At 45.2% G+C, this 11694-nt stretch carries 14 protein-coding genes; 12 read left to right on the forward strand and 2 right to left on the reverse strand.

Going from position 1 to position 11694, the window contains the following annotated elements; genetic code table 11:
- Positions 1-117 precede the first annotated feature (117 nt).
- The 3 genes from EKN16_RS32580 to cysK all read left to right on the forward strand — a co-directional run bounded on the left by EKN16_RS32580 (position 118) and on the right by cysK (position 2924).
- The gene (locus EKN16_RS32580; RefSeq protein ID WP_164523069.1) at positions 118-678 is read left to right on the forward strand and encodes a hypothetical protein; all 561 of its coding nucleotides are present in this window, start codon (positions 118-120) and stop codon (positions 676-678) included.
- 83 nt (positions 679-761) lie between these two features.
- Positions 762-1991, forward strand: coding sequence for an MFS transporter (locus tag EKN16_RS31230; RefSeq protein ID WP_125665450.1), 1230 nt, complete (start codon positions 762-764; stop codon positions 1989-1991).
- Positions 1992-2006: 15 nt separating this feature from the next.
- Entirely contained in the window at positions 2007-2924 is a 918-nt protein-coding gene (gene cysK, locus EKN16_RS31235) for a cysteine synthase A (RefSeq protein WP_125665452.1), read from the forward strand.
- Between the two features lie 18 nt (positions 2925-2942).
- Here the strand turns inward: cysK and EKN16_RS31240 are convergent, their stop codons facing one another.
- Positions 2943-4016: a CotH kinase family protein gene (locus EKN16_RS31240; protein WP_125665454.1), complete on the reverse strand. Its 1074-nt coding sequence runs from the start codon at positions 4014-4016 to the stop codon at positions 2943-2945.
- Between the two features lie 106 nt (positions 4017-4122).
- On the reverse strand, positions 4123-4767 hold the full coding sequence (locus EKN16_RS31245) for a hypothetical protein (RefSeq protein WP_125665456.1): 645 nt from the start codon (positions 4765-4767) through the stop codon (positions 4123-4125).
- Positions 4768-5062: 295 nt separating this feature from the next.
- Between EKN16_RS31245 and EKN16_RS31250 the strand changes: the two genes are divergently transcribed.
- The 9 genes from EKN16_RS31250 (at position 5063) to EKN16_RS31290 (ending at position 11651) form a co-directional block, all read left to right on the forward strand.
- The gene (locus tag EKN16_RS31250; protein WP_125665458.1) at positions 5063-5926 is read left to right on the forward strand and encodes a hypothetical protein; all 864 of its coding nucleotides are present in this window, start codon (positions 5063-5065) and stop codon (positions 5924-5926) included.
- Positions 5927-6098: 172 nt separating this feature from the next.
- Positions 6099-6764: a DUF2642 domain-containing protein gene (locus EKN16_RS31255; protein WP_125665460.1), complete on the forward strand. Its 666-nt coding sequence runs from the start codon at positions 6099-6101 to the stop codon at positions 6762-6764.
- A gap of 114 nt (positions 6765-6878) precedes the next feature.
- On the forward strand, positions 6879-7106 hold the full coding sequence (locus tag EKN16_RS31260) for a hypothetical protein (RefSeq protein WP_125665462.1): 228 nt from the start codon (positions 6879-6881) through the stop codon (positions 7104-7106).
- A gap of 22 nt (positions 7107-7128) precedes the next feature.
- The gene (locus EKN16_RS32695; RefSeq protein ID WP_179955577.1) at positions 7129-7653 is read left to right on the forward strand and encodes a spore coat protein; all 525 of its coding nucleotides are present in this window, start codon (positions 7129-7131) and stop codon (positions 7651-7653) included.
- 207 nt (positions 7654-7860) lie between these two features.
- The gene (locus EKN16_RS31270) at positions 7861-8352 is read left to right on the forward strand and encodes an Lrp/AsnC family transcriptional regulator (protein ID WP_125665464.1); all 492 of its coding nucleotides are present in this window, start codon (positions 7861-7863) and stop codon (positions 8350-8352) included.
- Between the two features lie 13 nt (positions 8353-8365).
- Complete coding sequence (locus EKN16_RS31275; protein ID WP_125665466.1) at positions 8366-9583, forward strand: aminotransferase class I/II-fold pyridoxal phosphate-dependent enzyme; 1218 nt, start codon at positions 8366-8368, stop codon at positions 9581-9583.
- Between the two features lie 116 nt (positions 9584-9699).
- Positions 9700-9942, forward strand: coding sequence for an aspartyl-phosphate phosphatase Spo0E family protein (locus EKN16_RS31280; RefSeq protein WP_232016120.1), 243 nt, complete (start codon positions 9700-9702; stop codon positions 9940-9942).
- A gap of 153 nt (positions 9943-10095) precedes the next feature.
- Positions 10096-10671, forward strand: coding sequence for a cob(I)yrinic acid a,c-diamide adenosyltransferase (locus EKN16_RS31285; RefSeq protein ID WP_125665470.1), 576 nt, complete (start codon positions 10096-10098; stop codon positions 10669-10671).
- The gene (locus EKN16_RS31290; RefSeq protein WP_125665471.1) at positions 10668-11651 is read left to right on the forward strand and encodes an RluA family pseudouridine synthase; all 984 of its coding nucleotides are present in this window, start codon (positions 10668-10670) and stop codon (positions 11649-11651) included. Before EKN16_RS31285 ends, EKN16_RS31290 begins: the two co-directional genes overlap by 4 nt.
- Positions 11652-11694: the final 43 nt, after the last annotated feature.

An 11694-nucleotide genomic window follows, 5' to 3' on the forward strand; every position in this document is an offset into this window, starting at 1 on the left:
TGAAATATTTATGGGGAATCTTATTTGCGCTTGCCGCACTATTTGTTGTGCTTGGCATCGTTTATTTACTACAATAGATACCAGAAGTCTCACAGGATATGAAGTGGAGGAAATGGAATGGAAGAGCAGCAGCAAACAGTTTGTCCGTGGTGCCATACCGAAATTGTATGGGATGAAGAACTAGGACCTGAACGTCATTGTCCACATTGCGGAAATGAATTATCCGGCTATCGCACGCTTCAGCTGGGGCTTGATGCCGAATTGGAGGATGAGGTCGACGATCTGGAGGAGGAAGATGAGGATCCGGATTGGGAAGATAATGAGAGCTTCAAGAAGCAGAGGGATGCCGCACTCGGAGACTTATCGGAATTAAGACAATATAGTCGTGAGCGTCTGGCACTTGATGAAACGATGGAACGTATTCTTGATGATCAATTAGAAGCGCCTGAGTGCCCATCCTGTCGAGAATATATGCTCGAAGTAGGTTCTTCTCATGTAACGGGAGAGTCGTTCACATCAAGAACGCCTGCTGCCATGACCATACCGCTGCTTCCAACGCCTTTTGACGTTGTTATGTATGTATGCCCGTCATGCTTCCATACTGAGAACCGTCTTAGCGCACAAGATCAAGAACGATTCGTGCGCTCACTGGCGAAGGCCGCAGAAGAAGGTCAATAGTTTTTCCAGCATGTGAACTGCACTTTAGGGGTACTTTACATGAAGATACCACGTGGAGTGCCGTGCAGGCTGGAGGGATTAGAATGAAACATGAACGTTTGAATGGACGACAATTAGATAGACAAGCCATTCTTCTATTGGCTGTACAAGGACTGCTCGGAATCGCGAATGCGTTGTCGGGTACCTTTTTACCCATCTATCTATGGAAAGCGAGTCAATCCCTTGCATTAATCGGTTGGTTTAATTTGAGCCAGTTTGCAGTGAGTGGATTGACCTTCTGGCTCGCTGGCAAATGGGTGAAAGAGCATAATAAGATGAACAGCCTCCGGCTCGGCGTCGCGCTGTCCGGAGTTTTTTATTTTGTTGTGCTTTTGCTCGGTAAGTCTGCGGTAACCTATGCAGTACCACTCGGGATGTTTAACGGTTTGTCGCTTGGACTGTTCTGGGTCGCATTTAACGTGGTTTACTTTGAAATCACGGAGCCTGGCAACCGGGATCGGTTTAATGGGTGGGCAGGGCTGCTTGGCTCAGGTGCTGGAATTATTGCGCCATGGGTTTCGGGATTGTTGATAACGGCTAGCAAAGGAGAACGTGGTTATAGCATCATTTTCACGATATCCGCTATTATCTTCGCAATTGCTGCAGTATTAAGCTTTTGGCTTAAAAGGCGTGAATCGAGTGGTCATTACGAATGGTTTCACGGCATCAGGCAGCTTCGTCAGCCTGGTAATCCATGGCGGCAAGCAGTACCTGCCCTTATGGCACAAGGGGTTCGTGAAGGTGTGTTTATGTTCTTGGTCGGTCTACTTGTTTATATGGCAACAAGTAATGAGCAGAAGCTGGGCAACTTCTCGCTTATTACCTCACTTGTAGCCTTGGTTAGCTTCTGGATCATTGGCAAGCTGCTTACTCCACCTAGGAGAAATAGAGCAATGATGGTTGGTGCTTTTGCCATTACACTTGTAATTGTTCCTCTCTTCATGCCGCTGCGCTATGAGACACTGCTGTGGTTCGGCATTGGAACCGCACTCTTCATACCGTTATACATTATTCCGATGACTTCCACTGTGTTTGATTTGATCGGCAGCAATGAACAAAGCGCGAAACAGCGGGAAGAATTTATCGTTCTTCGTGAAGCAGCACTGACTGTAGGACGAATTCTGGGCATTTCAGCTTATTTGGTCGTTCTTCCTTTTGTTGATCAAGCACCTCAAACAGTAGCATGGCTGATGCTGGCCGTAGGTGCATTCCCTATCATTAGCTGGTGGTTGATGCGGCGCTTCTTAGGAACGGGAGAAAGACAAGCTATGTAAGAGGAGGAGAAAGTTGTGGCACGAATAGTGAATTGTATAACCGATTTGATCGGACAAACGCCTGTCGTTCGTTTGAACCGGCTAACTGGACAAGGTGATGCTGAGGTCTTGGTAAAGCTGGAGAAATTCAATCCTAGCGGCAGTGTAAAGGATCGGGCAGCTTCTGCATTAATTGCGAATGGTGAGCAGCGCGGACTCCTTCGACCGGGGGACACAATTATAGAACCAACCAGCGGTAATACGGGAATCGGTCTGGCTATGAATGCCGCTGCCAAAGGATACAAGCTCATTCTTATTATGCCAGATAACATGTCCAAGGAGAGAATCGGCTTGTTACAGGCATATGGTGCTCAGGTTGTGCTCACTCCAGCAGCAGAGCGGATGCCAGGGGCCATTAGAAAAGCTTTCGAGCTGCAGGCCGAGCTTCCGGGAAGCTTCATCCCTAATCAATTTGAGAACGCAGCGAACCCTGATATTCATCGATTAACGACAGCCAAAGAAATTTTGGAGCAGACAGAAGGTCAATTAGATGTATTCATTGCTACAGCTGGAACTGGTGGAACGATTACAGGTACAGGTGAAACGTTAAAGTCGGCGCTCCCTGGCTTATATGTAGCTGTCGTAGAACCGCTTGGCTCACCCGTACTCTCGGGAGGGAAGCCCGGTCCGCACAAGCTAGTTGGGACAAGTCCTGGTTTCGTACCGTCTATCCTAAATACATCGGTGTATGATGAGATTGTTCAAGTATCGGATGATCATGCGCTTCAAACGATGCGTGAGCTCGCTAAACAAGAGGGACTGCTGCTAGGTCCTTCCTCAGGTGCAGCAGTCTGGGCAGCCTTGCAGCAAGCCCGCCGTATAGGATCGGGCGGGCGTGTACTTTGTATAGCGCCAGATAGCGGGGAAAGATATTTAAGTATGGATATCTTTTAACTCGTATAGAAGCATGAGCTAATCGGTCCAATTCCGCAGCTCCTTGTATATAATAGAACGGCGTTCATTTACGTAGGTTTGGAAGACCTCCGGCTCATGCTCGAAAGTATCGAACGGCCATTTACGAGTGAAATCATCTTGAATGGCCGGTGTTATTTTCTGATACATTTGTAAAATGACTGGCTTTATTGTTTTCCAAGTGAACCTTTCTTCTAATAGTTTAATTAGTAGACGACGATAGACTTGTCGGCAAGATTTATAGGCAAGTATTTTTTGAGTTAGCTTATTGTAGCCCTTAACTTCGACCAAATCGCTTCCACACAGTCTGCCATAGCAATTTCTTCCCCATGTACCCTCATAATCCCATGGAATAATACGATATTTACCGCTTGATGCATGTTCATAAAGTGCATAATTCTGATCGAAGCCATCATAATTACCCGTTAGTACGGCTCCTGCAAGCCACTTCAGATAAAGTCCAATGTCCAAACGTCGCACGAGGTAACTTTGATGCGATTTCCCCACTGGCTTATTAATTCGCCGGACAAAGCGTGTTAATCTCGTTTTCGTCGATCCATTTCCTCTCATTACACGGTAGCCTTCAAACAAGGTTGCCTTATTTTCTTTTGTATTGGGATCCAAGAGGCTGAAATTGGCTTTATCATTAATAGCGTAGATCAGCGCACGTGATGCGATACGACGTTTGGAGAAGAATGTCTGGTCGACAGCTTCAATCTCCAGATAGACGCCATGGGGCTGACCGTTCCATTCGAGCCAGATATGCTGAGTCTTGGGTGATGGAACTTGAATCATATTAAAGAAATGGAAGGAAAGCGCATTGCGAATCATAGAGGGATCGTCAAACTCTGCATTCCAATGAAGGGTTTGATCATCCCCGAATGTGATTTCATATGATTTTTTTGGATAGTTGCGCGTATGACCGCCACGAAATCGGAGCTGTGCATCGTAGGAGATGCCATCCAGCTCAAGCTTGACAGGAGCGAATTGGTTACTCCAAACATCGGCTTGCAGGTTATTTAAATCCTTGCTTTGAATCGTGATTTTCCGACTGGGTAGTCCTTCCCCGGACATTGGACCATCTCCTTGGGTAAAAGATAAAGCCTATCGAATACGATAGGCTTAAGCTTATTTACACTATGCGATTGTTGTTCTAGTGGTGCCTAGATACTAAGCCATCTTATAGAACGTTGTTGCAGCACGAACCATGGCTACCCCGACTGCCGTGTGAACCATGAGAGCCATGAGAGCCATGGGAAGTATTATTACCACCAGGGGAAACGTTATTACCTCTTGTGCTGTTAACACCACGCGAGCCGTTATTGCCTTTTGTACTATTGACACCAGGGGAAACGTTATTACCTCTTGTGCTGTTAACACCACGCGAGCCGTTATTGCCTTTTGTACTATTGACACCAGGGGAAACGTTATTACCTCTTGTGCTGTTAACACCACGCGAGCCGTTATTGCCTTTTGTACTATTGACACCAGGGGAAACGTTATTACCTCTTGTGCTGTTAACACCAAGCGAGCCGTTATTGCCTTTTGTACTATTGACACCAGGGGAAACGTTATTGCCTCTTGTGCTGTTGACACCACGCGACTCGTTATTGCCTTTTGTACTATTGACACCAGGGGAAACGTTATTGCCTCTTGTGCTGTTGATACCACGTGGGTCGTTATTGCCTCTTGTACTGTTGGCACCAGGCGAAACGTTATTGCCTCTTGTGCTGTTGACACCACGTGAACCGTTGTTTCTACCTTTAGAGCCGTTATTACCTCGAGAACCCTTGTTGCCTCTAGCACCATTAGAACCTTTTGGCATGCTGTGAATTCCTCCTATATATGTCTTAATACTAAGCTATGTTGCGAATCTATCAATCGATCCAGGTCACATGAGCCATCTTATAGAAAATAGATAGCAATCTAGTACCTCTCAATTACGAGATACATATAAATAGATTATAAATTGTCTCCCATGATTGATATCACAGGGGCAAGTAATGGAGGGATGAAAGCCGAAGCGAGATGGATGAACCGTAAATCATGTAGTCGCGATCGTATTTGTGCCGGTCGTCCTAATGGGTTACATTCTAGTACTTTATTGGAGGGATTTTTGAATGGAAGACTGTCGTAATAGCAACAGACCTTGGGGTGGTACTCTAAGTCGCAAAAGCTGGTGTGGTACTGAAGCTAATCGTGTAAGTAATGCGAATCACAAATCTAACAGCATGGGGGTTTCATCTACAATGGAACAACATAAGAGTTCAAGAAATGACGACATGAATAGAAATAATCTGAACAATAAAATTGGTAAGTTAGTGAAAATTAACCGTGGAGGTCCTGAATCGTTTGATGGAGTTATAGTTGCTGTTCATAATGATTATGTTGTTATTCGCACGAGTGCAGGCCTCGTTTATGTCAATGCCAGCCATATCAAAAGTACTACTGATCTTCCAGGTCAAAAGAGTGGAGGCTCGGATTCTAGCAAACATATCGTAGCTGCAAACTTTGTTGGTGTTCTGCGCAATTTGAGTCAACATTTCGTTCAAATTAACTGGGGCGGTCCAGAGAAAATTGAAGGATTTATAGCCGAGGTTAACAATCAATCCGTTCTTCTTGTTGTAGGTCAGGAAAAGGTTATCATTCCACTTTTTCATATCAAAACAGTGAAACAAACAGGCCAATACGCCAGTAATGGAAGTCGCGGTAGCAACTCTAACAAATCTGGAAGTAACAACAACAAATCCGGAGGTAACAACAACAAATCTGGAGGTAACAAAAACAACAACAAATCTGGAGGTAACAAAAGCAACAACAACAAATCCGGAGGTAACAAAAGCAATAACAAATCCGGAGGTAATAAGAGTAACAACAAATCGGGAGCTAACAAAGGCAACAACAAGTCAGGTCAAAATGGCAATAAAAAAACGAATGGAAATCGTAATAGAAATGCCTCCAGCAACAAAGGCGGCAGGTGCTAGAACATATTGTATGATTAGCGTCATGGCCACCCAAGCTGGGTTCTTCATCGAATCCAGCTTTGGAGTGCCGATAGCGTGATTTGCTTAACCACAGTAATTGTACGGAATATCTGGAGATGAAAAGTCTCTATGTGCATAATCGCAACTTATTAGAAGAAAGGAGGTCGATTTCATGAAAAATCGTCACCCTTTATTAGATCAATATGTCGAGCTAGATATATCGGGTAAAACGATGCCCATTCGAGGCAAGCTGATTGATTTAGGCCAAGACATTCTTGTGCTTCATAATGGTAATCAGTTCCTATATGTCCCACTTATCCACTTGCAGCAGCTTCGACTATCAGTCCACGACAAGCAAGATATGGATGTGCCAGAGACGCTGTTTGAGCATCAGAACGAGCTGATCTCTTATCGAAAAGTATTAATGAATGCAAAAGGTATGTTCTCCGAAATGTACATTGCCGGAAACCAATCGATTCATGGTTACTTAACGAGTGTAATGAACGACTTTTTTGTTTTCTACTCGCCGGTGTATCACTCGGTCATCGTATCACTATCACACTTGAAATATTTAATTCCGTATAATCCCAATGTGACGCCTTATACACTTACTCCCGAGCAATTCCCGCTTAAGCCTTCACCAATTACATTAGCACGCACCTTTGATCAACAGCTTCGAAAGCTAATTGGCGAATTTGTTATTCTGGATCTTGGCGAGAATCCGAATAAGATTGGTGTACTCAAAAGTATTGATCAAAATATAATTGAGCTATCAACAGCCAGCGGGAACGCGGTTTATATTCACTTCGATCATGTCAAAACGGTTCATCTTCCCTAAGCGCTAGACACCGGAATTCTCCTCTATTGGGGGAACTCCGGATACATAACCTAACCATTGTCAGGACAAACTATCGAAGGCTCAATAAAATTGAAATAAAGGCGGGGAATTTCTATGCAAATGCAGCCAATGACTGCAAAAGAACTGGAATATATCGTGGATTCCATTTCTAACGAGGATTTGTTGATCAAGCAATGCGCAGTGACCGCAGTGTCAGCCAACAGCGCCCCACTCAAGCAAATATGTGGACAAATGATTCAAACCCATCAACAGCATATGCAAACACTTCTACAATCTCTTCAACAGCATCAGCAGCTTGCACCTACACAGCCGCAAAACTAATTTACTTTTCAGGAGGCCTACTATGTATCAACAACAACAAGCCCAATCTTTAATGCCAGAGCAGGATTTGGCGTACACTGTGCTCTCTGATCTGAAGCGGGTCGTGCGTGAATATGCGACTGCTGCAACAGAATCCAGCTGCCAGTCCATTCGCCAGATGTTTTCAAGTCTTCTTAATAGTGCCTTGCAGATGCAGGGTCAGCTGTTTAAAGTAATGGAGCAGCAAAATATGTACAGCACGTCTTCACCAGCGCTTCGTCAAGAATTAGACAAGCAGCTTCAGCAAAATCAGCAAATGGAGCAAAAAGCCAATCAGTTCTTGCAGCAGCTTCAACTAGGCCGCCAAGGCAATTACGGCATGCAACAATTCCAGCAGCAGCAACAAGCACAACAAGCACAACAAGCGCAACAAGCGCAACAAGCGCAACAAGCGCAACAGGCGCAACAAGCACAATTAGCGCAACAAGCACAACAAGCGCAGCAACAACAATACCAACAGCATCTAAACCAGCAATCTCAACCAGGACAAAACCAATACTATAGCTAGCCATGTAGTAGGCCCTTCGGGGCCTTTTTCTTTGTTAACTAATAGGACTGAAATTGGATTCTCTATAGCTTCAAGGACGAACTTATCCGATTCATCTTGTTTGTCGCTTTGCAGGAAGCCTGTATTCGTTGTAAGATAGTCATTATAACTAGTGTCACATACTGCGACGCTAACGGTGGATTTTTACATTAGGGAGGGCTTTTGACGATGGATGGACGTAAAATGAAAATATTAGAGCTGCTGAAGGAAGATGCGCGCCGGAGTGCGGATTTGATCGCAACGATGCTGGATGAACCACTTGAGGAAGTCAAACAGGCGATTGCCGAGATGGAACAGGATCATATCATCGTCAAATATGCAACCGTTGTGAATTGGAGTAAGGTTGAGGATGAGAAGGTAACTGCACTCATTGAAGTACAAATTACACCGGAACGCGGCCGTGGTTTTGAAGGCATTGCGGAACGGATTTATTTATATCCAGAAGTGAAATCGGTTTACTTAATGTCAGGTGCCTACGACCTGCTCGTCGAGGTTCAGGGGAATACGCTTAAAGATGTAGCTTCTTTCGTCTCTAACAAATTGTCTCCGATCGATGCCGTTCTTTCTACCAAAACATTCTTTATTTTGAAAAAATACAAACAGGATGGCATTATATTCGAAGAGCATGAAGACGATCATCGTCTTCTGGTCTCACCGTAAAGGGTGACACACAATGATTAAAGACGAAGAGAAGCAAGCAAGTACACAGGAGAAGCGCACTTCGATGGCAGATTATTTGTCTCCGCAGGTTCGTGCAATTAAACCGTCCGGTATTCGTCGTTTTTTTGATTTGGCAAACGGCCGAAAAGATATTATTACACTGGGTGTAGGCGAGCCGGATTTCATCACGCCTTGGCATGTTCGCGAAGCTTGTGTTTATGCGCTTGAGATGGGGAAGACCCAATATACCTCGAATGCTGGTACACCTGAGCTAAGAGAGGAAATTAGCTACTACCTGAGCAATCAATTCGATGTTTCGTATGATCCGGGTAACGAGATTCTTGTAACGGTTGGCGGAAGTGAGGCTATCGACCTGGCACTTCGCGTGCTTATATCCCCAGGGGATGAGATTCTTGTCCCAGAGCCTTGTTATATCTCGTATTCACCCATTACATCGATCAGCGGCGGTGTTCCTGTCGGTATCGAGACATTTGCCAAGGATGAATTCAAGCTGAAGGCGGAATCGTTGAAAGCGGTCATTACGCCACGCTCTAAGGTACTCGTATTAAGCTATCCGAGCAATCCAACCGGAGGCATTATGACTTACGAGGATTGGCTGCCGATTGCTAAGCTTGTTGAAGAGAATGATCTCATTGTGATCTCGGATGAGATTTATGCAGAGCTTACCTATGGCTCTAAGCATGTTAGTTTTGCTTCGATGCCAGGAATGAAGGATCGCACCCTTCTCGTTAGCGGGTTCTCGAAGGCGTTTGCCATGACAGGCTGGCGGATTGGCTATGCTTGCGGACATCATGAGATCATTGCTGCCATGCTCAAGGTTCATCAATATACAGTGATGTGTGCCTCGAATATGTCGCAAGTAGCCGCTCTTGAGGCGCTTAAGAATGGTCTTGAAGAGAAGGATCGAATGATAGAATCCTACAATCAGCGTCGTAGACTCGTTGTTCATGGGTTTCGCGAGATTGGACTTGACTGTCATGAGCCACAAGGTGCTTTTTATGCTTTTCCTTCCATTAAGGCTTTCGGACTTAGTTCCGAGGAGTTTGCGACGAACTTGTTAATGGAACAGAAGGTGGCGGCAGTTCCTGGTGATGTGTTTGGACTTGGTGGAGAAGGGCATCTGCGCTGTTCATATGCGACTTCCGTAAGCCAAATTACAGAAGCGATAGATCGAATAGGTGCTTTTGTCAGGAAATTAAAGGGAGATTGAAAAAATATATTCATGCTTGTTATTGTTTGGTATAATTTAAATAATTCTTTAGCCAAAATAAATTGCGGAATGCATGGAAATAAATTCGCGCTGATTGATGACAGGGAGGGATGACAGTGGCTTATGCGGATTTTGGTTTCAACTTTCGTAATTTATCGAATGCCAATTCGGCCAAGCACCCGTCCTCGTCCATGCAGATATTAGAAGATGAAATCTATGCGTTAAGAACGAAGATGGAACAGTCCTATATGGAAGAGCTTTCCTTAAGTTCGCAGAAGGTTATTGATCTTAGCTTAAAGCTCGATGTGAAGATCAATGAATATATGCAGTTTATACGAAGAAAGACGAAGCTGCAGTGAATCATGATTTTATAGATTGTTCCTATTGAGGCTTAATTTGTCAGATGAAGGAGTCCCATCGGGGCTTCTTTTCTATTTTGTCGACATTCTTAGCTTTTTGAAGGCTGCTTTTATGCTATATTTGATGGAGTTATTAAAGGAGATGAGTGAACGATGAAATTATATACACGTACCGGAGACGAAGGGAAAACGTCTGTGATCGGTGGCCGAGTCCGCAAGGATGATAGCCGCGTCGAAGCCTATGGCACGATTGATGAACTCAATTCCTTTGTGGGTCAAGCGGCTGCGGTTGCTCTAGCAACAGGTCAGTTAAATGAGCTGCAAGTTGAGCTTGTAGAAATACAACAGGAGTTATTCGACTGTGGTTCTGATCTCGCTTTCGCTGATCCGGAAGGCCGGACCTTCAAAATGACGGCGGAACCAGCGCTGCGAATCGAAGGCTGGATTGATGCTCATACGGAAGCTTCGCCTGCTATAACAAGGTTTATTTTGCCTGGTGGCAGCGAGGTATCGGCTTTGCTTCATGTTTGCCGAACTGTCTGTCGCAGAGCGGAAAGACGAGTGGTAACGCTATCGGGAGAACTTCCGATAAATGGTGATGTGCTGAAATATATCAATCGTCTATCGGATTATTTCTTTGCGGCTGCTCGGTCGGCTAATGCGAAGCTGGGTGTATCAGATACGGAATATATACGCAGTGCTGAAGTGTTCCGCAGCAACGACAAATGAGTGAGACCTTATATTACAAGCCACTGAGCTTACAGATATCGGCAGAGGACGAAGGAAGAATGGTCCGGAGAGTACTCGAAATGCGGCTTGGCGTTTCCCGCAAGCTGCTTTCAAGAGTAAAAACGACTGAGCAGGGGATTACAGTCAACGGAGAGCGTGTTTATACGAATGATCGACTCAAGGAAGGCGATATTCTAGAGGTGCGGATGGAGCAAGAGCAGTCGGAGGATATCCTGCCACAGCCACTGCCGTTAGATATCGTTTATGAGGATCGTGATTTACTCATCGTGAACAAACCGCCAGGTATTGTCGTTCACCCTACTCATGGACATTATACGGGTACAATTGCGAATGCCGCCGTTTATCATTGGCGAGAACAGGGTGAACGGGTTCGTTTTCGCCCTGTCCATCGACTGGATGAGGATACCTCGGGACTTGTGGCGATTGCCAAGAATCCCTATATTCATCAGCAATTGTCCGAGCAGCTGCAGGCGGGCGAGGTGGAGAAACGATATTGGGCTTATGTATATGGGGCACCTAAGATTGTGAATGGAACAGTAGATGAGCCTATCGATCGAGATACCGACAACCCGCATGTCCGTGTTGTAAGACCTGATGGCTATCCATCCGTCACCCACTATGGAACGGAAATGATTTTTGGAGAAGGCTTGGCAGCTAAGGTGAGTTTGAAGCTGGAAACGGGAAGAACTCATCAAATTCGCGTTCATATGAAGCATATCGGCTGTCCTCTCATTGGGGATAAGCTATATGGTTTTGCTGGTGAAGAGGAGACAGATGAAGGCATCAAACCAGTTACTAAGGCCGGTGGTTCCGCTACTCTGGAAGCAGCTGTCCAGAGACAAGCTCTGCATGCGGCGATTCTGGCATTCACCCATCCGATCACACGAGAAAGAATGAGATTCGAAGCGGCTCTTCCCCAAGATCTTCAAGATCTCGAAAATGAGCTTCGTAAATTATAGTAATGAGGTATGGCAGATAATGAGGTATGGCAGATAAATACGA

The sequence above is a fragment of the Paenibacillus baekrokdamisoli genome, assembly GCF_003945345.1.
GTDB classification, from domain to species: domain Bacteria; phylum Bacillota; class Bacilli; order Paenibacillales; family Paenibacillaceae; genus Paenibacillus_Z; species Paenibacillus_Z baekrokdamisoli.

Excerpts from the sequence above, each read along its gene's own strand:
- EKN16_RS32580 (WP_164523069.1), top strand. The coding sequence starts at position 118 with ATGGAAGAGCAGCAGCAAACAGTTTGTCCGTGGTGCCATACCGAAATT.
- EKN16_RS31230 (WP_125665450.1), top strand. The coding sequence starts at position 762 with ATGAAACATGAACGTTTGAATGGACGACAATTAGATAGACAAGCCATT.
- EKN16_RS31240 (WP_125665454.1), bottom strand. The coding sequence starts at position 4,016 with ATGTCCGGGGAAGGACTACCCAGTCGGAAAATCACGATTCAAAGCAAG.
- EKN16_RS31245 (WP_125665456.1), bottom strand. The coding sequence starts at position 4,767 with ATGCCAAAAGGTTCTAATGGTGCTAGAGGCAACAAGGGTTCTCGAGGT.
- EKN16_RS31250 (WP_125665458.1), top strand. The coding sequence starts at position 5,063 with ATGGAAGACTGTCGTAATAGCAACAGACCTTGGGGTGGTACTCTAAGT.
- EKN16_RS31255 (WP_125665460.1), top strand. The coding sequence starts at position 6,099 with ATGAAAAATCGTCACCCTTTATTAGATCAATATGTCGAGCTAGATATA.
- EKN16_RS31260 (WP_125665462.1), top strand. The coding sequence starts at position 6,879 with ATGCAAATGCAGCCAATGACTGCAAAAGAACTGGAATATATCGTGGAT.
- EKN16_RS32695 (WP_179955577.1), top strand. The coding sequence starts at position 7,129 with ATGTATCAACAACAACAAGCCCAATCTTTAATGCCAGAGCAGGATTTG.
- EKN16_RS31270 (WP_125665464.1), top strand. The coding sequence starts at position 7,861 with ATGGATGGACGTAAAATGAAAATATTAGAGCTGCTGAAGGAAGATGCG.
- EKN16_RS31275 (WP_125665466.1), top strand. The coding sequence starts at position 8,366 with ATGATTAAAGACGAAGAGAAGCAAGCAAGTACACAGGAGAAGCGCACT.
- EKN16_RS31285 (WP_125665470.1), top strand. The coding sequence starts at position 10,096 with ATGAAATTATATACACGTACCGGAGACGAAGGGAAAACGTCTGTGATC.
- EKN16_RS31290 (WP_125665471.1), top strand. The coding sequence starts at position 10,668 with ATGAGTGAGACCTTATATTACAAGCCACTGAGCTTACAGATATCGGCA.